Source organism: Pseudomonas sp. NPDC089392, from assembly GCF_044749595.1.
In the GTDB taxonomy this organism is placed as follows: Bacteria; Pseudomonadota; Gammaproteobacteria; order Pseudomonadales; family Pseudomonadaceae; genus Aquipseudomonas.
This window is the reverse complement of record NZ_JBIVIF010000004.1, coordinates 175,234-197,442: the sequence shown is the minus strand read 5'-3', so window position 1 is coordinate 197,442 and position 22,209 is coordinate 175,234. Positions and strand designations below refer to the sequence as shown.

26 protein-coding genes and 1 riboswitch are annotated in these 22,209 nt (G+C 63.0%); of the genes, 12 read left to right on the top strand and 14 right to left on the bottom strand.

What is annotated here, in order from left to right; translation table 11 throughout:
* Positions 1-58 precede the first annotated feature (58 nt).
* The 5 genes from ACIP1G_RS06190 to ACIP1G_RS06170 all read right to left on the bottom strand — a co-directional run bounded on the left by ACIP1G_RS06190 (position 59) and on the right by ACIP1G_RS06170 (position 5,131).
* Positions 59-757 (bottom strand): SDR family oxidoreductase, encoded by a 699-nt coding sequence (locus tag ACIP1G_RS06190; RefSeq protein WP_400734733.1) that lies wholly within the window; start codon positions 755-757, stop codon positions 59-61.
* Positions 754-2,196 carry a deoxyribodipyrimidine photo-lyase gene (gene phrB, locus ACIP1G_RS06185; RefSeq protein WP_400734732.1) on the bottom strand — a complete coding sequence of 481 codons (1,443 nt, stop codon included), beginning with the start codon at positions 2,194-2,196 and terminating at the stop codon, positions 754-756. The genes ACIP1G_RS06190 and phrB overlap by 4 nt, the downstream gene beginning before the upstream one ends.
* Entirely contained in the window at positions 2,187-3,086 is a 900-nt protein-coding gene (locus ACIP1G_RS06180; protein ID WP_400734731.1) for a MerR family transcriptional regulator, read from the bottom strand. Before ACIP1G_RS06180 ends, phrB begins: the two co-directional genes overlap by 10 nt.
* Entirely contained in the window at positions 3,076-4,044 is a 969-nt protein-coding gene (locus ACIP1G_RS06175; RefSeq protein ID WP_400734730.1) for a YbgA family protein, read from the bottom strand. The genes ACIP1G_RS06180 and ACIP1G_RS06175 overlap by 11 nt, the downstream gene beginning before the upstream one ends.
* A 100-nt stretch (positions 4,045-4,144) precedes the next feature.
* Positions 4,145-5,131 carry an NAD(P)/FAD-dependent oxidoreductase gene (locus ACIP1G_RS06170; RefSeq protein WP_400734728.1) on the bottom strand — a complete coding sequence of 329 codons (987 nt, stop codon included), beginning with the start codon at positions 5,129-5,131 and terminating at the stop codon, positions 4,145-4,147.
* Positions 5,132-5,318: 187 nt separating this feature from the next.
* Between ACIP1G_RS06170 and ACIP1G_RS06165 the strand changes: the two genes are divergently transcribed.
* Both ACIP1G_RS06165 and hemH read left to right on the top strand, forming a co-directional pair.
* Positions 5,319-6,224, top strand: coding sequence for a TIGR01777 family oxidoreductase (locus ACIP1G_RS06165; RefSeq protein ID WP_400734727.1), 906 nt, complete (start codon positions 5,319-5,321; stop codon positions 6,222-6,224).
* 13 nt (positions 6,225-6,237) lie between these two features.
* A complete protein-coding gene (gene hemH, locus ACIP1G_RS06160) occupies positions 6,238-7,251 on the top strand; it encodes a ferrochelatase (RefSeq protein WP_400734725.1) in 1,014 nt (337 codons plus the stop codon).
* Positions 7,252-7,365: 114 nt separating this feature from the next.
* Here hemH and ACIP1G_RS06155 read toward each other — a convergent pair whose 3' ends face one another.
* Positions 7,366-8,640: a uracil-xanthine permease family protein gene (locus ACIP1G_RS06155; protein WP_400734724.1), complete on the bottom strand. Its 1,275-nt coding sequence runs from the start codon at positions 8,638-8,640 to the stop codon at positions 7,366-7,368.
* A gap of 2 nt (positions 8,641-8,642) precedes the next feature.
* A complete protein-coding gene (gene upp, locus ACIP1G_RS06150) occupies positions 8,643-9,281 on the bottom strand; it encodes a uracil phosphoribosyltransferase (protein ID WP_400734722.1) in 639 nt (212 codons plus the stop codon).
* A gap of 162 nt (positions 9,282-9,443) precedes the next feature.
* On the opposite strand from upp, the gene ACIP1G_RS06145 reads away from it, so the two are divergent.
* From ACIP1G_RS06145 to ACIP1G_RS06130, 4 genes are all read left to right on the top strand, one after another.
* Positions 9,444-10,001, top strand: a complete 558-nt coding sequence (locus ACIP1G_RS06145) for a hypoxanthine-guanine phosphoribosyltransferase (RefSeq protein WP_400734721.1) — start codon at positions 9,444-9,446, stop codon at positions 9,999-10,001.
* A 2-nt stretch (positions 10,002-10,003) separates the two neighbouring features.
* On the top strand, positions 10,004-10,477 hold the full coding sequence (locus tag ACIP1G_RS06140; RefSeq protein ID WP_400734720.1) for a WbuC family cupin fold metalloprotein: 474 nt from the start codon (positions 10,004-10,006) through the stop codon (positions 10,475-10,477).
* 60 nt (positions 10,478-10,537) lie between these two features.
* On the top strand, positions 10,538-11,008 hold the full coding sequence (locus ACIP1G_RS06135; protein WP_400734718.1) for a hypothetical protein: 471 nt from the start codon (positions 10,538-10,540) through the stop codon (positions 11,006-11,008).
* Between the two features lie 68 nt (positions 11,009-11,076).
* The gene (locus ACIP1G_RS06130; protein WP_201207385.1) at positions 11,077-11,367 is read left to right on the top strand and encodes a PA4642 family protein; all 291 of its coding nucleotides are present in this window, start codon (positions 11,077-11,079) and stop codon (positions 11,365-11,367) included.
* 160 nt (positions 11,368-11,527) lie between these two features.
* Here ACIP1G_RS06130 and mqo read toward each other — a convergent pair whose 3' ends face one another.
* Together mqo and ACIP1G_RS06120 are read right to left on the bottom strand one after the other, a co-directional pair.
* Positions 11,528-13,036, bottom strand: a complete 1,509-nt coding sequence (mqo, locus tag ACIP1G_RS06125; protein ID WP_400734717.1) for a malate dehydrogenase (quinone) — start codon at positions 13,034-13,036, stop codon at positions 11,528-11,530.
* A 599-nt stretch (positions 13,037-13,635) separates the two neighbouring features.
* Positions 13,636-13,869, bottom strand: coding sequence for a hypothetical protein (locus ACIP1G_RS06120; protein WP_400734715.1), 234 nt, complete (start codon positions 13,867-13,869; stop codon positions 13,636-13,638).
* A gap of 219 nt (positions 13,870-14,088) precedes the next feature.
* Here ACIP1G_RS06120 and ACIP1G_RS06115 point away from each other — a divergent pair, with 219 nt between their 5' ends.
* Positions 14,089-14,673 (top strand): YajG family lipoprotein, encoded by a 585-nt coding sequence (locus ACIP1G_RS06115; RefSeq protein ID WP_400734713.1) that lies wholly within the window; start codon positions 14,089-14,091, stop codon positions 14,671-14,673.
* Between the two features lie 170 nt (positions 14,674-14,843).
* Here ACIP1G_RS06115 and ACIP1G_RS06110 read toward each other — a convergent pair whose 3' ends face one another.
* A complete protein-coding gene (locus tag ACIP1G_RS06110) occupies positions 14,844-15,050 on the bottom strand; it encodes a hypothetical protein (RefSeq protein WP_400734711.1) in 207 nt (68 codons plus the stop codon).
* A gap of 160 nt (positions 15,051-15,210) precedes the next feature.
* Here ACIP1G_RS06110 and ACIP1G_RS06105 point away from each other — a divergent pair, with 160 nt between their 5' ends.
* Entirely contained in the window at positions 15,211-15,471 is a 261-nt protein-coding gene (locus tag ACIP1G_RS06105; RefSeq protein WP_400734710.1) for a hypothetical protein, read from the top strand.
* Positions 15,472-15,590: 119 nt separating this feature from the next.
* On the opposite strand, the gene ACIP1G_RS06100 is transcribed toward ACIP1G_RS06105, so the two are convergent.
* Entirely contained in the window at positions 15,591-16,760 is a 1,170-nt protein-coding gene (locus tag ACIP1G_RS06100; protein ID WP_400734708.1) for a 1-acyl-sn-glycerol-3-phosphate acyltransferase, read from the bottom strand.
* Positions 16,761-16,882: 122 nt separating this feature from the next.
* Here ACIP1G_RS06100 and ACIP1G_RS06095 point away from each other — a divergent pair, with 122 nt between their 5' ends.
* From ACIP1G_RS06095 to ACIP1G_RS06080, 4 genes are all read left to right on the top strand, one after another.
* The gene (locus tag ACIP1G_RS06095) at positions 16,883-17,065 is read left to right on the top strand and encodes a CPXCG motif-containing cysteine-rich protein (protein ID WP_400734706.1); all 183 of its coding nucleotides are present in this window, start codon (positions 16,883-16,885) and stop codon (positions 17,063-17,065) included.
* Positions 17,065-17,325, top strand: coding sequence for a putative signal transducing protein (locus ACIP1G_RS06090; protein WP_172220030.1), 261 nt, complete (start codon positions 17,065-17,067; stop codon positions 17,323-17,325). Before ACIP1G_RS06095 ends, ACIP1G_RS06090 begins: the two co-directional genes overlap by 1 nt.
* 15 nt (positions 17,326-17,340) lie before the next feature.
* The gene (locus tag ACIP1G_RS06085; RefSeq protein ID WP_400734704.1) at positions 17,341-17,961 is read left to right on the top strand and encodes an SOS response-associated peptidase; all 621 of its coding nucleotides are present in this window, start codon (positions 17,341-17,343) and stop codon (positions 17,959-17,961) included.
* A 179-nt stretch (positions 17,962-18,140) separates the two neighbouring features.
* Positions 18,141-18,959, top strand: coding sequence for a M48 family metallopeptidase (locus ACIP1G_RS06080; protein WP_400734702.1), 819 nt, complete (start codon positions 18,141-18,143; stop codon positions 18,957-18,959).
* A gap of 144 nt (positions 18,960-19,103) precedes the next feature.
* On the opposite strand, the gene ACIP1G_RS06075 is transcribed toward ACIP1G_RS06080, so the two are convergent.
* From ACIP1G_RS06075 to ACIP1G_RS06065, 3 genes are all read right to left on the bottom strand, one after another.
* The gene (locus ACIP1G_RS06075; RefSeq protein WP_400734929.1) at positions 19,104-19,685 is read right to left on the bottom strand and encodes a TMEM165/GDT1 family protein; all 582 of its coding nucleotides are present in this window, start codon (positions 19,683-19,685) and stop codon (positions 19,104-19,106) included.
* Between the two features lie 91 nt (positions 19,686-19,776).
* Positions 19,777-19,914: riboswitch (yybP-ykoY riboswitch) on the bottom strand.
* Positions 19,915-19,953: 39 nt separating this feature from the next.
* Positions 19,954-20,952 carry a methyltransferase gene (locus tag ACIP1G_RS06070; RefSeq protein WP_400734700.1) on the bottom strand — a complete coding sequence of 333 codons (999 nt, stop codon included), beginning with the start codon at positions 20,950-20,952 and terminating at the stop codon, positions 19,954-19,956.
* A 53-nt stretch (positions 20,953-21,005) separates the two neighbouring features.
* Positions 21,006-21,971, bottom strand: a complete 966-nt coding sequence (locus ACIP1G_RS06065) for a 2-hydroxyacid dehydrogenase (RefSeq protein ID WP_400734698.1) — start codon at positions 21,969-21,971, stop codon at positions 21,006-21,008.
* Positions 21,972-22,209: the final 238 nt, after the last annotated feature.

Below are 22,209 nucleotides of genomic sequence, written 5' to 3'. Positions count from 1 at the left end.
GGTGTTGTACCTGTGGGAGCGGGTTCACCCGCGAAGAAGACGGTGCCGGTGTCAGATCCTAGCGCGGCAACGGCCATAGGCTACTCAGGTCCAGGGTCTCCAGCACCAGCTCCGGCTCCCCCTGCGGCCACCGCTGCAGCAGCTCTTCTGCCGCGCTCTGCGGCGTCCATTCTTCCGGTATCGCCAGCGCCGGTGTCACGGGGGTCTTCAGCGACTGCGGCCCCACCACCGTCAGCGCAACCCCTTGGGTCTTCAGCGCCTGACGCTGCTCGCGCATCCATTGCGGCATGTTGTTCCATCCCGCGGTCACCTGCGTCGGCGCATACAGCTGCAACGCCGAATAACGGTTGAAAACCGCCATCACTTGCGGCGAGTCGCCCTTCGCCAGCAAGGGCAGGGCACTGGCCAGGCACTGCTCGCCCGCCAACAGGTTGCTATTGACGATTGCCTCGAACAGCTCGTTGTCCGCTACATCGTCTGCCAGGTAATCGCTGGTGCCGGCGTTGATGATCAGGCCGTCGAGCGAACACCAGGCATGACATAGCTGTTGGCATGCGCTGGCGGCCTGCTGTTCTTCATGCAGCTGCCAGGGCAGGCGCAACAGCTGGCTGCCATAGCGTGCGGCCAAGGCATCCAGTGCCTCGCCATCCTTGCCACTCGCGGCTACACGGTGCCCTTGCTTGAGCAACCGCTCCACCAAGGCCAGGCCTAGTCCAGTGCCGGCACCTGTCACCCAGATACTGCGTGCGTTGTTCACGATACTGCCCTCTGATCCTGCCGGCGCGGGAGGCCCTTGAAGGCTTCCAGTGCACGCTGACGACTGCTGCCGAGATCGACAATTGGACTGTGATAGAAATTATTAGCAAAAAGATCGGCCGACTTCACGGGTAAATGAATGGCTTTTTCATCCAGGCTCTTCAATTCCGGCAGCCAGTGACGAATGAAGTGCCCCTGCGGGTCGAAGCGCTGCGACTGTGAAACCGGGTTGAAGATACGAAAATAAGGCACGGCGTCGGTGCCGGTGGACGCGCTCCACTGCCAGCCGCCGTTGTTGGCGGCCAGGTCGCCGTCTATCAGGTGACGCATGAAATGCCGCTCGCCCTTGCGCCAGTCGATCAGCAGGTTCTTGCTGAGGAACATGGCCACGACCATGCGCAGGCGGTTGTGCATCCAGCCGGTGTGCAGCAGCTGGCGCATGGCGGCGTCAATGAGCGGGAAGCCGGTGCGGCCTTGCTCCCAGGCTTCGAGGTCGGCCGGTGCGTTGCGCCAGGGCAGGGCTTCGGTCTGGGCGCGGAAAGCGCGGTGCCGCGAGACCTGTGGGTAACCGCTCAGGATGTGCTTGTAGAACTCACGCCAGAGCAGTTCGTTGATCCAGGTTTGCACGCCGCTGCTGCCACTGTCGAACTCGCCCCGGTTACTGGCCAGGGCGCCATGCAGGCACTGACGCGGCGAGATCACGCCAGCGGCCAGGTAGGCAGAAAGCTGGCTGGTGCCGGGCTTGGCCGGCAGGTCGCGCAACTGCTGGTAGTCATCGATAGTTTCGTCGAGAAAGCGCGACAGCCGACCCTGCGCTTCGGCCTCACCCGCAGGCCAGTGGTCACGCAGGGTGCGCGCAGGTTTTTCGAAACCGTCCACCTGTTGCGGAATCGGGTCGCTATGGATCTGCAGCGGCGCCTGGCGCTTCACCCGGTGGGCAAGGGCAGGCAGGCTGCGGTGCAGGTGTTCCAGGCAGTTTTTCTTGAACTGGCTGAACACCTGGAAGTAGTCGCCACTACGCGTAAGGATGGTGCCGGGGCGGAAGAACAGCTGGTCGAGATGGCTATGCGCCTGGATGGACGACTTTTCCAGCAGCGCCCGGGTGGCATCGTCGCGGCGCTGTTCGTTGAGGCCGTACTCCTCATTCCAGTGCACGCTTTGCACCTGATGTTGGCGGCAGGCGTCGAGCACGGCCTGGGGTGCCTGGTCCCAGGTGTCGACCTTGCGAATCAGCAAGGGGATGTTCAGGCGCTCCAGCGACTGGCGCAGGTCACGCAGGTTGCGCAACCAGAAGTCGACTTTGCAGGCAGCGTCATCATGGGCCTGCCATTGCCCAGGGCTGACCAGCCACAGGGCGATGGTCGGGCCGCGTTCGCTGGCGGCGCTGAGGGCCGTGTTGTCGTCGATGCGCAGGTCGCTGCGCAGCCAGGTCAAGTGCATGGGGTATTCATCTCTGCAGGCTGGCGGTCATGGGCTTGAAGCAAGCGCAATGCCGCTTGCGGGGTATCGAACAGGAAAAGATCGGGCAACGTGCAGGCCTTCAAGCGGGCTTCATGCAGAGCAACCGTGGTGCCGCCCAGCAACTTTGTGCCCGGCAAACCCTGCAAGGTGCGCAGCAGTGCCTTGTCGTCAATGCGTGGGCCCAGGTGCAGCAGCACGGCGCGGGGCTTGAGCGCATTGACGGCGTTATGCAGTTGCGGGCCGGCGATCGGGTGCTCGAACACCTCGACCGGCAAGCCGTTGCTGGTGAGCAGCCAGGCGCACAGCCACAGCCCGGGGCTGAAGCTGCGCTCGCTGTCCTCTACCAGTAAAACGGCGGGGCCCTGCAGCAACTGGTTGTCGTGGTATACGCGTGCACCGAGTTTGCTGCGCAGCCAGCTGTGGAAGAACACTTGCTCCAGCCGCGCATTGAAGTAGTTGCGCCAGCGCAGGTCGAGCAGGTCGAGCAGCGGCAGCAGCAATTGCTCGCACAGGGTGACGGCCGGGTACAGGGCCATGGCCTGGTTGAGCTGCTGGTCGAGAGCGCGCTGCGACAGGTTTGCGATGGCTTCGATCAGCTGGAATTGCCTGGCTTGCCAGTCGCCTTTGGGCGGCGTGCTGGTCGGCTTGTCGAGCAGTTCAGCCACTTGGCCGACCGATGCGCCCCGTTGCAGCCAGGCCAGGATCGCCTCAACCCGCTCCACCTGCTCAAGCGGATACAGGCGATGCCCCTTTGCGGTGCGTTGGGGTTTGAGCAACCCATAACGGCGCTCCCAGGCGCGCAGGGTGACCGGGTTTACCCCAGTGCGGCGGGCCAGCTCGCCGATGGGCAGCAAGTGCTCAGACCGCATTGCGCAGGCCCAGGCTTTCCGGGTGCGGCTGCAGGTAGGCCTGCTGCTGCAGATAGGGGTCGGGGTGCTTGCGCAAATGGTGCTTGAGCAGGGTCAGGGGTACCACCAGCGGCACCACACCTTGCTGATACTGGATGATGACGGCCTGCAGCTCGGCCTTGTCCTGCGGCGTGAGGGTATCCTTGAAATAGCCGCTGAGGTGCTGCAGCACGTTGCAGTGGGTACCGCGGCTGGCGCAGCGGCGCAGGGCCTGTATGAACTGGCTGAAGTAGCGCGGGCCGATGCTCTGTGGGTCGTCGCCCTTGCTCATGCTGCCGAGCAGGCGCCCGAGGCTGCGGTAGGCCTGAGGGTTGTTGGCCATGACCAGGTATTTGTAGCGCGAGTGGAAACGCACCAGGGCGCCACGGCTCAGGCCCCCGGCCAGCAGCCGCTGCCAGTCGGCGTAGGCGTACACGCGGCTGATAAAGTTTTCCCGCAGCACGGGGTCATGCAGGCGGCCTTCTTCTTCAACCGGCAGGTCCGGGCGCAGCGCACAGAAAGCCTGGGCATACACACCGCGGCCACCGAGCAACGCTGGGTGGCCATTGTCCTGATACACCTTGACCCGCTCCAGGCCGCATGAGGGGGATTTTTGCATGAAGATGTAGCCGCAGATGCCGTCGAGTTCGGCGGCCATCTGTTCGCCATAGCTGCGCAGCGGGCCGGTCAGGTCCATGCCTGGGTTACGGGTGCCAATCACTTCCGGTTGTTCGGGGTTGCCAACCAGGCGAATGGGGTCGCGCGGTACGCCCAGGCCGATGGCCACCTCCGGGCACACCGGCAACCAGTCAAAGTGCTCTTCGAGCTGAGTACGGCACAGGTCTGAGGCCTTGTGGCCGCCGTTGTAGCGCACGCTATGCCCGGTCAGGCAGGCGCTGATGGCGATACGCGGCTTGCTGTGGGCAGAAGGGTCGTGCATGGCTGGCTCCGGTAAACTTGTACGTGACTCTAAACTTGTACAGGTTTATTGCAGCACAGCCCTGAAGTTATGCAAACCAGTTTTTTTGTATAGTTCTACATCACTCGAGGTGTTCAAGCAGCCGTCGCGCCGCTTCCTGGCCACTGAGCCAGGCACCCTCGACGCGCCCGGTCAGGCACCAGTCGCCACAGGCATACAAGCCCTGGTCGGCATCGGCCAGCGCGCCCCATTCATGGTTGCTGCCAGGGCGAGCGTACAGCCAGCGGTGGGCAAGGGCGAAGGAGGGGGCAGGCACCACGCAGCCGACCAGTTCTGCGAATTCGCCCCACAGCTGTTCGATCACTTCTTCCTTGGGCAGGTCGATGTGCTGCCGGCTCCAGTCCGACGTGGCGTGCAGTACCCAAGTATCGAGGTGCTCGTCACGGCCTGGTTTGCTGCGGTTGCGGGCCAGCCAGTCGAGCGGGTTGTCCTGTACGAAGCAGCCTTGCATCGGTGTGTCCAGTGGAGCCTGGAAGGCCAAGGCGACAGCCCAGGTGGGCTCCATCTGCACACCCGCAGCCACCGCCGCCAGCTTTGGGGTAGCGGCCAGCAGTGGCGTGGCCTGCGGCGCCGGCACGGCGATGACCACGCGGCTATAGGGGCCGTGGCTGCAGCCTTCGGTGTCTTGCAGGTGCCAGTACTGCTTGCCACGGAACACCTCGGCGATGCGGCAGCCGAAGTTCACTGTCACATCCTTGAGCAGGCCGCGCGTGATGGCGCTCATGCGCGGCACGCCGACCCAGCGTGTCTGCTCGTCGGGTGACGGGCTGAGTTCGCCATCGCGGTAGTTGTACAGCTGCGGTTTCCACTGCTCGGCCCAGCCCGCGGCAACCCATTGCTGTACCTGCTCGACGAAACGCCGGTCACGGGCAGTGAAGTACTGGGCACCGAGGTCGAGCGCGCCAGCTTCGCTGCGCTTGCTGGCCATGCGCCCGCCACTGCCGTGGCCTTTATCGAACAAATGCACGGATTGCCCGGCCTTCTGCAAGGCCTGGGCGGCTGACAGGCCGGCGATACCGGCCCCGATGATGGCAATAGGTACTGTCATGATGGCCTCTTCAAACCTTGCTATGAGCAGACTACGCTGTCAGGCAAACCTGTACAATGCACAACTTTTGTATAAGGTTATTCCGCTTTAGCGGGCAGGTTGGCCTATGTTTATCCGAGAGCGTCGGGTCAAAAAAGTGCCTTGATGTTAAAAATAGACCACCGCCGCACTCTGCGAGGACACAGCCATGCATATATTGCTGACAGGTGGCACCGGGTTGATTGGCAAGCACCTGTGCCAGTACTGGCTAGGCCAGGGCCATCGGCTGACGGTGTGGAGCCGAAGGCCGGAGCAAGTGCCGAAAATCTGCGGTACTGGCGTGCGTGGTATCGCCCGCCTGGAGCAGCTGGAAGCGGACGATCAACTCGATGCAGTGGTCAACCTGGCTGGCGCGCCGATTGCTGACCGGCCGTGGACGGCAGCCCGGCGCAACGTGCTGTGGGCCAGCCGCGTCACCCTTACCGAGCAGCTGTTGGCCTGGCTGGGCACGCGCGAGCAGCGCCCGCAGGTGCTGATATCCGGTTCTGCGGTGGGTTGGTACGGTGACGGCGGCGAGCGCGAACTGACCGAGGCCTCGCCGCCGGTGCGCGAAGACTTCGCCAGCCAGCTGTGCATTGCCTGGGAAGAAACCGCCCAGCGCTCCCAGGCCCAGGGCATCCGCGTGGTACTGGTGCGTACCGGGTTGGTGCTGGCCAGCGACGGCGGCTTTTTGTCGCGCCTGCGTATGCCCTTCAAACTGGGGCTGGGCGGGCCTTTGGGCGATGGCAGGCAGTGGATGCCCTGGGTCCATATAGACGACCAGGTTGCCCTGATTGATTTTCTCTTGCAGCACAAGGATGCCAGCGGTCCTTATAATGCCTGCGCCCCGGAGCCGGTGCGCAACCGCGAGTTCGCCAAGTGCCTGGGCCGCACCTTGCACCGGCCGGCGCTGCTGCCGGTACCTGCCTTGGTGCTGAAGGCGGGCTTGGGCGAACTGTCGACCTTGCTGCTCGGCGGCCAGCGTGCGCGCCCGGTACGCTTGCTGGCGGCAGGCTTCACCTTCCGCTTCAACGATCTGCAATCGGCCCTGGACAACTTGTCCAGCCGCCTCTGACATAGGACGCTGCATGACCGATCACGCCCTGCTGCTGGTTAACCTGGGTTCCCCGGCCTCCACCTCGGTGGCCGATGTGCGCCGCTACCTCAACCAGTTCCTCATGGACCCGTACGTGATCGACCTGCCTTGGCCCGTGCGGCGTTTGCTGGTTTCGCTGATCCTGGTCAAGCGCCCGGAGCAGTCGGCGCATGCCTATGGCTCGATCTGGTGGGATGAGGGCTCGCCGCTGGTGGTGTTGACCCGTCGCCTGCAAGCGGCGATGGTCGAGCACTGGCCCCACGGCCCGGTGGAAATTGCCATGCGCTACGGTCAGCCGGCCTTGCCCGAGGTGCTGGAGCGCCTGGCAGCTCAAGGTGTGCGCAAGGTGACCTTGGCGCCGCTTTATCCACAGTTTGCCGACAGCACGGTGACCACCGTGGTGGAGCTGGCAAAACAGACAGTCAGTGAACGCCAGTTGCCGTTGCAGATGCGTGTGCTGCAGCCGTTCTACGAGCACCCGGACTATATCGAGGCACTGGCCGCCAGCGCCAAGCCGTACCTTGAACAAGATTATGACCACCTGCTGCTGAGCTTCCATGGGTTGCCGGAGCGCCACCTGAAGAAACTGGACCCGACCGGCAAGCATGATTTCCAGGCGACCGACTGCTGCAAGGATGCCAGTGCCGAGATGCGCGCGGTGTGCTACCGCGGGCAGTGCCTGGCCACGGCCAAGGCCTTTGCGCAAAAAATGGGCATTCCCGATGGCAAGTGGTCAGTGTCGTTCCAGTCGCGGCTGGGGCGGGCCAAGTGGATCGAGCCGTATACCGAGGCGCGGCTGGACGAACTGGCTAAGGCGGGGGTGAAGAAACTGATGGTGATGTGCCCGGCATTTGTCGCCGATTGCATCGAGACCCTGGAAGAGATCGGCATGCGCGGCAGCGAGCAGTTTGTCGAGGCCGGCGGGCGGGAGCTGGTGCTGGTACCGTGCCTGAATGATCACCCGGAGTGGGTGAGGGTGTTGGCCGGGATGTGTGAAAAGGCCTGATTCTTGGTAAGCCTGATCTGGCCTCTTCGCGGGTGAACCCGCTCCTACATAGTTCGCGCAGTCGTTGTAGGAGCGGGTTTACCCGCGAAGAGGCCGGTACAGGTTACAGTCGGCTCAAGGCAGCAGATCATCCTTCTGCTTGTGCTTCCAGCCATCATTGCCCGGCAAGATCAGGTTCAGCGCAATCGCCACGATGGCGCACAGGGCAATGCCCTTCAGGCCCCAGTCATCCGGGCCATCACCGCTGCCGATCAGCACACCACCGATACCGAACACCAAGGTCACCGAAACGATTACCAGGTTGCGTGCCTCGGCGAGGTCGATCTTGTGGCGGATCATGGTGTTCATGCCCACCGCCGCGATCGAACCGAACAACAGGCACAGAATGCCGCCCATCACCGGTACCGGGATGCTCTGCAGCAGCGCGCCGAACTTGCCGATGAACGCCAGGGTGATGGCGAATACCGCCGCCCAGGTCATGATCTTCGGGTTGTAGTTCTTGGTCAGCATCACCGCGCCGGTTACTTCGGCGTAGGTGGTGTTGGGCGGGCCGCCGAACAGGCCAGCTGCGGTGGTGGCCAGGCCGTCACCCAGCAGGGTGCGGTGCAGGCCAGGCTTTTTCAGGTAGTCACGGCCGGTCACGCTGCCGACGGCGATCACCCCACCGATGTGCTCGATCGCCGGTGCCAGGGCAACCGGGACGATGAACAGGATGGCCTGCCAGTTGAACGCCGGCGCGGTGAAGTTGGGGATTTCCAGCCACGGGGCGGCGGCGACCTTGGCGGTGTCGACCACGCCAAAGGCGAACGACAGTGCAAAGCCCACCAGCACGCCAGAGATGATCGGTACCAGGCGGAAAATGCCTTTGCCGAAGACTGCCACGATCAAGGTCGTCAGCAGGGCCGGCATGGAGATCAGCATGGCGGTCTTGTACGGCATCAGTGCTGCGCCGTCCCCACCTTTGCCCATCGCCATGTTGGCGGCGATCGGCGCCATGGCCAGGCCGATGGAGATGATCACCGGGCCGATCACCACCGGCGGCAGCATGCGGTCAATGAAGCCGGTGCCTTTGATTTTCACCATCAGGCCCATGAAGGTGTACACGAAGCCTGCGGCCATCACGCCGCCCATGGTCTCGGCCAAGCCAAATTGGCCCTTGGCGAGGATGATCGGGGTAATGAAGGCAAAGCTCGATGCCAGGAACACCGGTACCTGGCGGCCGGTGACCAGCTGGAACAGCAGGGTGCCGATGCCGGCCGTGAACAGCGCCACGTTCGGGTCGAGGCCGGTGATCAAGGGCATCAGCACCAGCGCGCCAAATGCCACGAAGAGCATCTGCGCGCCCGAAACGACCTGGCGCCATAGCGGGTCGTTGAAGCCGTCCTGCATGGTCAGGCGTCCTTTTGCTTGGTGCCGAAGATCTTGTCACCGGCATCGCCCAGGCCCGGCACGATGTAGCCGTGTTCATTCAGGCGCTGGTCGATCGAGGCGGTGTAGATCTGCACGTCCGGGTGGGCTTTTTCCACCACGGCGATGCCTTCTGGTGCGGCGACCAGGACCATGGCGCGGATCTCTTTGCAGCCGGCCTTTTTCAGCAGGTCGATGGTGGCGACCATCGAACCGCCGGTGGCCAGCATCGGGTCGATGATCAGGGCCAGGCGCTGGTTGATGTCCGGCGCGAGCTTTTCCAGGTAGGTATGGGCTTCGAGGGTTTCTTCGTTACGAGCAACGCCGACGGCGCTCACCTTGGCACCCGGGATCAGGCTGAGCACACCATCGAGCATGCCGATGCCGGCGCGCAGGATCGGTACTACAGTGATCTTCTTGCCGGCGATCTTTTCAACTTGCACCTTGCCACACCAGCCATCGATCTCGTAGCTTTCGAGTGGCAGGTCCTGAGTGGCTTCATAGGTCAGGAGCGCGCCGACTTCCTGGGCGAGTTCGCGAAAATTCTTGGTGCTGATATCGGCACGGCGCATCAGGCCGAGCTTGTGGCGGATCAGCGGATGGCGGATCTCACGAGTGGGCATAGGGGGGCTCCGAAAGGCGGGCAAAAAAACCGCGCTAGATTAATCTATTCAGCCTGTGCTGTCGTCTGGTCATTCTGGACGTTAGTCCATAAATGCTTGATCTGTGACGAGCGGATGCGTACCTTTGCCCGCTTTTCCAAAATGCACCCCCCGGAGAGCGCCATGTCCGCCGATCTCGAGCATATCCGTCAAGTCATGCGTGAAGCTGACTGCCTGTACAACGAAGCCGAAGTCGAAGCGGCCATCGCCAACGTCGGCGAGCAGATCTGCAAGGACCTGCATGACAAGAACCCGGTGGTGTTCTGCGTGATGAACGGCGGCCTGATCTTCGCTGGCAAACTGCTGACTCACCTGCAGTTCCCGCTGGAAGCCAGCTACCTGCACGCCACCCGCTACCGCAACCAGACCAGCGGTGGTGAGCTGTTCTGGAAGGCCAAGCCGGAAGTGTCGTTCATCGACCGTCATGTGCTGATCGTCGACGACATCCTCGACGAAGGCCATACCCTCAGCGCCATCATCGAGTTCTGCAAGCATGCTGGCGCGCGTTCGGTGCACACCGCCGTGCTGATCGACAAGGACCACGACCGCAAGGCCAGCCCGGAGCTCAAGGCCAACTACGTGGGCCTGCCGTGCGTCGACCGTTACATCTTTGGTTACGGCATGGATTACAAAGGCTACTGGCGTAATGCCAACGGCATTTTCGCCGTAAAGGGGCTGTGACCATGCGCCAGCCTGCGTTCATCGACCAATCGCTGTTCGCCGGGCTGGCCGAAAAGGCTGCCGCCAACCCGCGCGGGCGGCAGCACCATAACTTCCATGAAATGGAAGAGCCCTGCCACCGCATGGCGGTCGGGCTGCAGCCCAGCACCTACATCCCGCCGCACCGGCACCTGAACGACGACAAGGCCGAAGCGCTGATCGTGCTCAAGGGGCGCCTGGGCCTGCTGATCTTCGATGAGAAGGGCGCGGTGACCGACAAGCGGGTGCTGCAGGCAGGTGGCGACTGCCTGGGTGTCGACCTGGCGCCCGGTACTTACCATGGTTTGGTGGTGCTGGAACCGGACAGCATCCTGTTCGAGTGCAAGGCCGGCCCGTACCGGCCGGTGGGCGAGGGCGAGCATGCACACTGGGCGCCGCGTGAGGGAGAGCAGGGCGTGGCCGAGTACCAGGCCTGGATGCGCGCGCAGTTCGATTGATGAGGCCGGTACAGCCCAGACACAGCGTGCTAGAGTGCCCCTTCACTCAAGGAGCCTCACATGCGTGCGATTCTTCCCTTGCTGCTGGCAGTCAGCCTGCCTCTCGCCGCCGCACCGCTGCACAGCCAGTTCCTGCCACCCGACGACCAGTCCCTGCGCCAGGAAGCGCCGACCGGCCAGCAACTGCTGCAAGTGACCGACTATTCGGTGGTGGTGGGTGCCCAGCGCCAGTCCGACCAGCAGCCAATCCCGATCACATCGTCGTTGCAGGTGCGCCTCAAGGGTAAGCCGCTGAGCAAGGGCGCAACCATCGCCCAGGTGCTGCTGACCTTCGACGGTGAGGCCGCCAAGAGCCTGAAGAAGCCCGTGTATGACGAGAAAACCCGTACCCTGAGCCTGAATTACCCGGTCAGCGACTACCGGGTGATCATGGACCTGCTGCGCAACGAAACGCTTTACGTGCAGTTCCTCACCTACAGCAACGGCCACATCTGGGCCGACCTGCACACCGGTACCGTACGTACGCGTTGAGGCGCGCAGCCTGCGGGGGGTAAACTGCCGGCCTTCGAAATTCCGTGATGGTCCAGTTGGAGTCGGCAATGCGTAAAGACAAGAAACAGGTAATCGGTGACGAAATCAGCGACGACTACATCAAGTCGTTCCTTCAGTTCGAACCGGCTGATGGCGTGACCTCGCCGTCGCTGCACAAGCTGGTCAAGGCTTACCGCGGCCTGCGCGTTGACGATTTCGAGCGCTTTGTTGGCTTCTTCGTCGAAGCCGGCCTGGACCTGGATGGCAAGGACGAGCACGGCAAGACCTTTGTCGAGCAGATTGCTGACCAGCGTAATGCGCCTGAGTATGTCGAGATTATCGCTAACGCCCGTGGCTGATTGGTAAGCCTGTTCCGGCCTCTTCGCGGGTAAACCCGCTCCTACAAAGGGTATGCGGTCCTTGTAGGAGCGGGTTTACCCGCGAAGAGGCCGGCACAGGCTGACAAAGATCCAGGCACAAAAAAACGCCCCGAGGGGCGTTTTTTCGTTACTGGCCGGTTCAGGCGTAATGCTTGGCCGCCGGGCTGCTTTCTACCAGGTCCAGCGCCACATCGTTGTCGGCACTGATTTTCTGGTACAGGGCAGCATCGGTCGCCAGGGTCTTCTCGCGAGCCGGGAAGATTTCCTTGAGCTTGGCAGCCCAGGCACCTTTGGCCTGCTCGGGGAAGCAGCGCTCGATCAGTTCCAGCATGATCGACACGGTTACCGATGCACCTGGCGAAGCGCCAAGCAGTGCAGCCAAGCTGCCGTCCTGGGCCGAGACCAGCTCGGTGCCGAACTGCAGCACGCCGCCCTTTTTCGGGTCTTTCTTGATGATCTGCACGCGCTGACCGGCCACTTCCAGGCGCCAGTCTTCGGCTTTGGCCTGCGGGTAGAAGCGACGCAGGGCTTCCAGGCGCTGCTCCATCGACTGCCGCACTTCGCTGACCAGGTACTTGGTCAGGTCCATGTTGTCGCGGGCCACGGCCAGCATCGGGCCGATATTGCCCAAGCGCACCGACAGTGGCAGGTCCATCAGAGAACCGTGCTTTAGGAACTTGGTGGTGAAGCCGGCATAGGGGCCGAACAGCAGCGAAGTCTTGCCGTCCACCACGCGGGTGTCCAGGTGCGGTACCGACATCGGTGGGGCGCCAACGGCGGCCTGGCTGTACACCTTGGCCTGGTGCTGCTTGACGATTTCCGGGTTGTCGCAGCGCAGCCACTGGCCGCTGACCGGGAAGCCGCCGAAGCCTTTGCTTTCCGGGATGCCAGACAACTGCAGCAGCGGCAGGGCCGCGCCACCGGCGCCAAGGAAGACAAAGCGCGCGTCGACTTCACGGCTGCCGCCGCTGTTGACGTCCTTGATGCTCACGGTCCAGCCGCTGCCGTTACGGCGCAGGCCGACGACCTTCTTGCTGTACTTCACCTGCGAATCCGGCGAATCGCCCAGCAGTTTGAGCAGCTTGTTGGTCAGGGCGCCGAAGTTGACGTCGGTGCCTTTGGCCACGCGGGTTGCGGCGATGTGCTGGTCGGCCGGGCGGCCTGGCATCATCAGCGGCATCCAGTCCTTCATCACAGCCTTGTCTTCGGTGTATTCCATGTCGGCGAAGGCATGGTGCTGCTTAAGCAGCTCGAAGCGCTTCTTGAGGAAGGAAACACCCTTGTCACCCTCGACGTAGCTCAGGTGCGGGACAGGGTTGATGAAAGCACGCGCCGAGCCGAAGTTGCCCTTCTTGCTCAGGTAAGCCCAGAACTGGCGCGAAACCTCGAACTGGGTATTGATGTGCACGGCCTTCTTGATGTCGATGCTGCCATCGGCGGCCTGGGGCGTGTAGTTAAGCTCGCACAGGCCAGCGTGGCCGGTGCCTGCGTTGTTCCAGGGGTTGGAGCTTTCCGCGGCTCCGGAGTCCATCGCCTCCACGACCTCAAGCTTCAGGGTCGGGTCGAGCTCCTTGAGCAGTACGGCCAGGGTGGCACTCATGATGCCCGCGCCTACCAGTACCACATCAACCGATTCGTTCTGCGCCATTTAACGCGTCTCCACAATCTACAGCTACCTAATTGACAGCATAGGACCTGGGTTGCCAGGGTCGCCATGTCCGACTTTTCGCAGTTATTGCAACTTCCGCGGACACCGCCAATCAGTCTTCGGGTTCGGGTATTGAACGCCGTTTGCCACAGGTGCGGCAATTCGACTTATGGTCAAGATGTCGTGCGTGCGTTATGGAACGGCTCAGGCACTCATACGGAATGAGCGCATTTGCCGCCTGTTCAGGGCTGTTCGGGACACATCTGCCGCTTTTGCACATGCCAGACTGTTCATTTGCTCGCCACACTCTTGTGAAGTTGTGAAAACCGTTTTTTCACGCTCTTTTGGAGACGTGAACCTCAAAAGGGGACTGCGCGATGGCAACCCGCAGGTTCATGCAGTGTGAAGGGCCGGAAAAGCAGGCACGACAGCCGATGCAAGACCTGAGTGGAAGGCTCTCTGTGGGCTAAGCGATGAAGTTGCCGGGGTCAATCGGCGAATGCGGGGCCCGATCAGGAGACGTCCTTATAATCGGGGGGAGATTATAGCGATGTCGCGGGCAGAAATGTCGCCATTTATGCTTTTTATTGCAGCGTTTGTCAGGCCGCGAGGATGCGTTGGTGCCATCGGCGGCTTGCGCGGGGGCAAACCCGGGCACTGGCGGGCAGTTCGTGGCCCAGCCAGGCAAGCTGGATTTCACCGATCTGGACCCAGCCGCTGCCGCCTGGCACCTGGCGGCACTGCTTGAAGGCCAGGCACTTGCCTTCGCCATCAAGGCGGGCGTAAGAGTTGTGGCGCGGGCGTTGGAAGAGCAGAGTCCAGAGCGAGGCCATGGCGGCGAGTCCTTTGCGTTAGGGCTTGGCGCAAGGATAAGGGCGTGGCCATGAAACGATTGTGACAACGAGCTTTAAGCGACAAGCTGCAAGCTGCAAGCTGCAAGCAAATGCCTGCTGCCCGCGCGATCTGCTTTTTCTTGCCGCTTGCCGCTTGCCGCTTACAGCTTGCCGCTAGGTATACTGTGGGCCTTTGCCGCATTTTCTGGAGAAACGCGCATGTTGCAACGTCTGTTGTTCGGTTTGCTTGCCGTGGCCAGCCTCAGCCTGGTCGGTTGTGCCCACAGCCCGCAACAACTCAACCCGCAACCCACGCTCAAGGCCCAGCTCGCCCCGGTCGGCCATGGCCAGCCGGTCGTGGTGCGGGTGGTTGATGGCCGGCCTTCGCAGTCCCTGGGTACGCGCGGTGGCATGTACCCCGAAACCAGCACCATCAGTGTCAGCGGTAACGACGTACTGCCCAAGCTGCAGGCTCAAGCTGAAGCCGCTGTGCGCCTGCTCGGTTTCACCCCGACGCCCAACGCCTATAACGCGCCGCAGCTGACCGTGACCCTGGCCGAGCTGAAGTACCAGTCGCCGAAAGACAACCTGTACGTGACCGAGGCCACCATTGGCGCCACGTTCCGTGCCGACGTGAAAAACGCCGGTCGCAGCTACAGCGGCCGTTACGGTGCGTCGCTGGACCAGCGTTTCGGCATGGCGCCGAACCAGGAGACCAACACCCAGCTGGTGGGCGATGTGCTGAGCGATGCGCTGACCCGCCTGTTCAAGGACCCGACCATTGGTCAGGTGCTGGGGCAGTAAGCTTTTAGCTGCATGAAGAAAACCCGCTGCCTGTGTACCAGGTAGCGGGTTTTTTGTTGTCTGTACCGGCCTCTTCGCGGGTGAACCCGCTCCCACAGTTATTACACAGCGCTCAGGTTCGTTGCGGTCCCTGTGGGAGCGGGTTTACCCGCGAAGAGGCCGTCACAGGCTTAAGCAGCCTCTATCTGGAAATCCAGCAAGCTCAGGCCGGTTTGGGTATCGATATCCGGCAAATCCTCATGCACATGCCCACCCAGTGCACAGTAGACCAGCCACTGGCGGTCCTGCACATTGATGGCGAAACCATCGATCAGCGCCTGCTGTTCATCGCTCTGGGCCACGAGGTAGAGGCGGTCCTGGTTTTCGGCGTGCAGCATGAACAAGCTCCGGGTCATGAAAAGGCCGACAGGGTGGCCTGTTCTGATGACGAGCGCATGATAGATGAAATTTAATGACAGTTTGTCGCCCAGGCCGGGCGCCAAGGCGCGACTTGGGTAAAATGCGGGGCTTTGCCGTCGCTTACACCGAGGTTGCGTGATGTCCTTGCAAGTGCTCTGGGGGTTCCTGGCCGCCCATCCCACCAAGCTGATCAACCTGCTGGCACTGCTGCTGACCTGCCCAGGCGGGTTGCTGCTGCACAGCGCACGGCGGCGCGAGGCCGATACCCGCGAAAGCCTGGCGGTGGAGGAAGGGGTGGTGGATGCATTCGACCTGCGGGTGCCCAAGTACTTCTACATTCTCGGGTTTTCTTGCCTGGCGATGGCCCTGCTGCTTTCCTGGTTCAGCACCTGGGTTTGAGATTTTGGGGCCGCTTTGCGGCCCATCGCGACGCAAGGCCGCTCCTACAGGAGGATTGTGGTCTCTTGTAGGAGCGGCCTTGTGTCGCGATAGGGCTGCAAAGCAGCCCCGGCAATCCATCAGGCTACCGGCGCTTGCTGCCTGACCTGATACTGGTTACGCACCGGCGTCGCATACTGCAACACCAGGTACGGCCGCTGCTCCTCAGGGCAGGCATCCAGGCGGCGCTGCCATTCTTCCTTGGCCTTGGCCAATTCATCCGCCGGGAACACCTTCTCGGCGCCAGGCACCTGCAGGGCCTCGTCCTTGCCATCCCACATCGCATACGCCAGGTAATGCACCGGGAACAGCCGGTAGCCACCCAGGATCTGCCGGTCAATTTCCGCCGCCAGCTGCTTGGTGTCCTCGTGGTACTCGGTCACCGGCGGGGCGAAGTTGATGTGCACCCGGCCCTTGTAACCGGTAATGCCCTTGGCGATGCTGTTGTCGTCCTCGCCCGGCGCCTTCTTGTAGGTGCCGGTGGTGGCGCGGATGTACAGCTCGCGGGCTTTGGCCTGGTCGCACGGGTCGTATTCGTAGCTGATCGATACCGGCGTCAGGTTCAGGCTCTGGATCACCGCGCCGAACGGCTCGTCCTTGCGGCTCATGTGGAACATCTTGAGAATCGCCGAGTCGGTGCGGTCGTCACCGTCCTTGGCCCGCCCTTCGGCCTGGGCAATCCAGATCGACGTGGCATCGTTGCGGATCGAGTGGTTGATGTACGCCGAGAGCAACTGGTAGGCGGCCAGCTTCTCGCGGCGCCCGCTGATCGAACGGTGCACGATGAAACTCTTGTTCAGGCGCATCATGTCGCTGACAAAGGGCTTTTGCAGCAGGTTGTCGCCAATGGCGATGCGCGGGGTCGGCAAGCCGGCGTGGTACACCGCGTAGTTGACGAAGGCCGGGTCCATGACGATGTCACGGTGGTTGGCCAGGAACAGGTAGGCCGTGCCAGCCTTGAGCTGTTCCACGCCCGAATAAGTGACGCCGTCGGTGGCGCGGTCGATGGTCTGGTCGACGTAGTACTCGACTTTGTCCTGCAAGGTCGAGACGCAGGTAACGCCGGCAAATTCCTTGCGCAGGCGGCGGGCAATCAGGGGCTTGAGCAACCAGCCGAGAGCACCGGCCGCACGCGGAAAGCGGAAGTGGGTGAGGATATCGAGGAATGCCGGGTCGCTGAGCAGGCGTGCCAGAACGGCAGGGACCTCAGCGTCGTCGTACGGTCGGATGGCATCGAATTCGCCCATCATGCTCTCTTGTTGGAAACGGCTAGGGTAATAAGGTAGGGGCGGGCTCCGAAAAACGGCTCGGACACACACAGGCCCTGTAAATAGACCGGTAATTATACGCATAAGTCACCCCGGAGGCCGCGATGCTGGAAACTGCGATCTACGATTGCCCTTATTGTGGCGAAGAAGTCGAAACCTCGGTGGACCTTTCCGGTGGTGATCAGGAGTACATCGAGGACTGCCAGGTGTGCTGCAAACCTATCCGCTTTGTGCTGCAGGTTCATGGCGAAGAGTGGATGCTGGATGTCTATGGTGAGAATGATTGATGCGGCGGATCTACGAACCGGAAAACCTGCTTGAAGCCGAAATGCTGGCCGGCATGCTGGCCAGTGAGGGCATCGACGTGCACCTGGCAGGTCGTGACCTGGTGGGCGGCGTGGGCGAGCTGCCGCTGCAAGGGCTGCTCGGGCTTGCGGTGCCGGATGAGCAGGCCGAGTACGCACGGCAATTGATCGACGCGTACAATGGTGCCCAGCCGCTTGCCGGCGACGAACCGGAGAGTCTTCCCGGTACCTTGATCTGCTAGGTTCTGAATTCGCCCATGTGTGGACGTTACGCCCTGTTTCGCTGGCCCCAGGCTCTAGCCAGTCTGCCGGGCTTTCCTGTCGGCCAGCCGGCCCAATGGAACATTTCGCCTGGGGCTTCGGTGCTGATCCAGCGCCAGCTCGACGGCCAGCAGCAACTGGCCAAGGCGCGCTGGGGGCTGACCCCGGCCTGGCTTACTGACCTATCCCGTACCCCCGCCCATGCCCGCGCGGAAACCCTGGCCGAGCAGCCCATGTTCCGTGACGCGTTTCGCCAGCGCCGCTGCCTGATGCCGGCCAACGGCTTTTACGAGTGGCGTGGCAGCGTGCGCAAACGCCCGTACTGGCTGACCCCGGGGGAGGGGGCGTCGTTGTACTTTGCAGCGGTGTGGGAGGCCTACCCGGTGCAGGACCAGGTGTGGCTGAGTTGCGCGGTGGTGACCCAGGCGGCCATGAACCAGCGCCGACCGTTGATACTGGACGAGGCCGGGCAGGCGGCCTGGCTTGACCCGGACACGCCGGTTACCCGCTTGCATGAACTGCTGGCCAGCCCGCCGGCCCAGTTGCGCGAGCGGGCCTTGGCGAATTTCGTCAATGATCCGAAGCTGGATGCGCCGGAGTGCCTTACCCCTGCTTGATGGGTTGCCTGTGCCGGCCCTTTCGCGGGTAAACCCGCTCCTACAACGAACGCGTTCCCCTGTAGGAGCGGGTTTACCCGCGAAGAGGCCGGTACAGGCAAAGAAAATCTTCCCTGCGGCTATGGCGGCCCCAGGCGACTCGGCCTAGGATACGGCGCATGTAAAAAGGGAGTGTTTTCATGCGTAAGTCTTTTGCCGTCAGCCTGTTGAGTGCTGGCATCCTGCTGGCTGGCTGCCAGGCGGTGAACACCACCAGCGGTGGTGCTGTTGGCGTCGAACGCCAGCAGTACATGTTCAGCATGCTCTCGACCGATGAGGTCAACCAGATGTACGCCCAGTCGTACCAGCAGACCTTGGGTGAAGCATCGAACAAAGGCGTGCTCGACAAGTCCAGCGCTGATGCCAAGCGTGTGCAGGTGATTGCCAACCGCCTGATCGCCCAGGCCCCCAAGTTCCGCCCGGATGCCGCGCAGTGGAAATGGGAGGTCAACGTGATCAAGAGCGATGAACTCAATGCCAACTGCGGCCCAGGCGGCAAGATCATCGTCTACACCGGTCTGATCGATCAGCTCAAGCTCACCGATGCGGAAATTGCCGCGGTAGTGGGGCACGAAATTGCCCACGCCTTGCGTGAGCACAGCCGTGAGGCGATGTCCAAGGCGTATGGCGTGGAAATGGCCCGCCAGGGTGCCGGCGCCATCTTCGGCCTTGGCCAGGGCAGCATGGCCATGGCCGATGCCGTGGTGAACTACGCCATGACCCTGCCCAACAGCCGGGCCAACGAAAACGAGGCCGACCTGATTGGCCTGGAGCTGTCGGCGCGTGCCGGTTACGACCCGAACGCCGCGATCACCTTGTGGAACAAGATGAGCAAGGCTTCCGAAGGTGCGCCGCCTGAGTTCATGAGCACTCACCCGGCGTCTGCGAGCCGCATTGCTTCGCTGCAGGCGGCGATTCCGAAGGTTATGCCGCTGTATCAGGCTGCTGCCAAGCAGTAAGGCCCTGCTTTGCGCGATCCCTTGTAGGAGCAGCCTTGTGCTGCGAAAGGGCCGGTAAGAGCACCACATTTTCGGGTGCCTGTACCATCCTCTTCGCAGCGCAAGGCTGCTCCTACAGGGTTTGCTTCAGCCTGTGACCCTTAATTACCCAATCCAGCCACTGGCCTTCATCGCCGAATAAACGGCCACGATCGCCAGCACGAAGAACGCCGTGGCCGCCAGGCGACGAATCAGCGTCAGCGGCAGTTTGTCCGCCGCGAAGTTACCCGCCAATACCACCGGCACGTTGGCAATCAGCATGCCCAGGGTGGTACCGATGATGACCATGATCAGGTGCGGATACTGCGCAGCCAGCATCACCGTGGCGACCTGGGTCTTGTCACCGATTTCGGCCAGGAAGAACGCGATCAGCGTGGTCAGGAACGGCCCGAAGCGGCGTGCCGGGTTCTCGTCGTCATCCATCTTGTCCGGTACCAGGGTCCACAGCGCAGTGGCAGTGAAGCTTGCGGCCAGGATCCAGTGCAGTGCCGAGTTGCTGAAGAAGCTACCGACCCACGCGCCCACGGCACCGGCCGCAGCATGGTTGGCCAGGGTGGCGGCGATGATGCCGGCGATGATCGGCCAAGGCTTGCGGAAGCGGGCAGCGAGAATGAGCGCGAGCAGTTGGGTCTTGTCGCCGATTTCGGCGAGGGCCACGATGGCGGTGGGAACTAGCAGAGATTCCAGCATCAGGTTTCCTACGGGGGCGGGTCGACACGGCTATGACACGTACAGCCTCCCCGCCCCGGGTAAGGTGTGCGTGTCATAGGTCTTGTCAAACCCTGGATCCGTCTATGCGGATCTCCATGCAGGCTGGCATGGCGGGTCGCACGCGCCATGGTCTGTGGACCAAGTATGTTGACGCGTACCGGGCGAGCTGGGTGCTCGCGGGAGACTACTCCCCTAGGACGGTGCGGATTCTGCCTAGGCAAAACGCTTTCGGCAAGCGGTGATTTTATCCGCGCGTTGCCTGGTAGATGCGGAAACCGTCGGCCTCATCGCGGATCTGGCAGTTGCCCAACGCGGTTTCGATCAGCGGCCGGTAGCGCAGGAAGCTGTTCGCCACCAGGCGTATTTCGCCGCCTTTTCGCAGGTGGATGGCAGATTTTTTCAGCAAAGTTTCCGATGCCTGGTAGTGGGTGTGCACGCCCGTATGGAACGGTGGGTTGCTTAGGATCACGCTCAGGTCGGTGGGTGCTGCGTCAATGCCATCGCCGATGATCACGTCGCCTTCCAGGCCGTTAGCGGCCAATGTCAGGCGGCTGGCCGCTGCCGCGAAGGCGTCAACGTCCAGCAGGGTCACGCGGCTTTGCGGGTAACGGCGTTTGACCGTGGCGCCCAGTACCCCGGCACCGCAACCGAAGTCCAGCACATGCCCGTTCGGCAGGCCGTCGAGGTGCTTGAGCAGCAGGGCGGTACCGCGATCGAGGCGGCCATGGCTGAACACGCCGGGCAGGCTGACCACTTGCAGCGGGCCGTCTTCCAGGGCGAGCTCGAAGCGTTCGGCCAGGCTTTCCAGGGGTTTGACCTCTGGCGCGTGTTCGATGGTCACTTGCCACAGTTGGCAATGGCGGGCGCTGTCGAGCTTGCGTGGTTTGCCAAAGGCCTGCAGCTGCTTGGCCGCGCCTTCGATGCCGCCGCGCTTTTCACCCACCAGGTACAGCTCGCGGCCGGCCAGGCGCGAGGCCAGGGCGTTGAGCAGGTAGGCAGCCAGTTCGCGGGACTTGGGCAGGAACAGCACGGCGCTGTCGAAGGCTGCATCAGGGGCCTCGACGCCGAAATGGCTGCGGCCGGCGAAGCGGCTGTCGAGCATGGCCTGATCGCCGGCGTGCCAGGTCCAGGCCTGGGCCTGGGGCAACTGGCCGAGCAGGTCGTCGGCGGGGGCGCCGGCAATCAGCAGCGGCCCCTGGAACAGCTCTGCCTGGCGGAGCAACACTTCACTGCGCGGGTCCATGGACGACGCCTCCTGAAAAAAGTGGCGCAGTGTAGCAGAGGCGGGCGCCGGGCTCAGCAGACCACGCGGCGCGGTTGGCCGGCGAAGAAGGCCTGGGCATTTTCGCTGAGCTGGCCGACGATGCGCTGGCGCGACTCCACCGCGCCCCAGGCGCTGTGCGGGGTGATGATCAGGCGCGGAATACCGGGGTCGAGCAGCGGGTTGCCGTTGACCGGTGGCTCCACGCTCAACACGTCAGTGGCGGCGCCGCCCAGGTGGCCGCTGCGCAGGGCGTTGGCCAGCGCCTGTTCGTCGATCAGGCCGCCACGGGCGGTATTGACCACCAGCGCATTGGGCTTGAGCAGGGCCAGCTCGCGGGCGCCGAGCATGTGCCGGGTGTGTTCGTTCAGTGGGCAGTGCAAGGTCAGGGCGTCGACTTGTGGCAGTAGTTCGTCCAGTGGCAGCCGGTCGGCCCGCTCCGGGCGACCGGGGATCTGCCCGCTCAGCACGCGCATGCCAAAGGCTTCGGCCAGCCGCGCCACCGCGCCGCCCAGCTCGCCGTGGCCGAGCAGGCCGAGGGTTTTGCCCTCCAGTTCGACAATGGGGAAGTCCAGCAGGCAGAATTGGCTGGCCTTGGCCCACTGGCCGTCGGCCACCGCCTGGTTGTAGTCGCACAGGCGTGTAGCCAGGGCCAGCAGCAGGGCGAGGGTGTGTTGGGCGACGGAGGGGGTGCCGTAGCCCTGGCAGTTGCACACGGTGATGCCCTGGGCGCGCGCCGCCGCCAGGTCGACATTGTTGGTACCGGTGGCGGCCACCAGGATCAGCTTGAGCTGCGGGTTGGCGGCCAGGGTCGCGGCGTCCAGCATGACTTTGTTGCTGACCACCGCGACGGCGCCCTGCAGGCGTTCGGCAACCTGCTCCGGGCGGGTGGCGGCGAACAGCTCGAACTCGTCGAACTGCTGCTGCAGGGGCGAGAGGTCGAGATCGCCAAGGTCCAGGGACTGGTGATCGAGAAACACGGCGCGACGCGGGCTGGGCATGAAGTTCTCCGGTGCAGGGCGGGGTATCGGTGTTGTAGCCATTCGCGGGTGAACCCGCTCCCACAGGTACACCACAGGCCTCAGGGGCGGTGAAGGCCTTGTAGGAGCGGGTTTACCCGCGAAGAGGCCCTCAGCTTCACCACATAACCTGAAGCTGCCGCCGCAGTGTCTAGCTCAACCTTGCCGCCCGTCAACGCCCGCCACTCATACCTTTGCCACGCAAATCATTCCTTCGGCT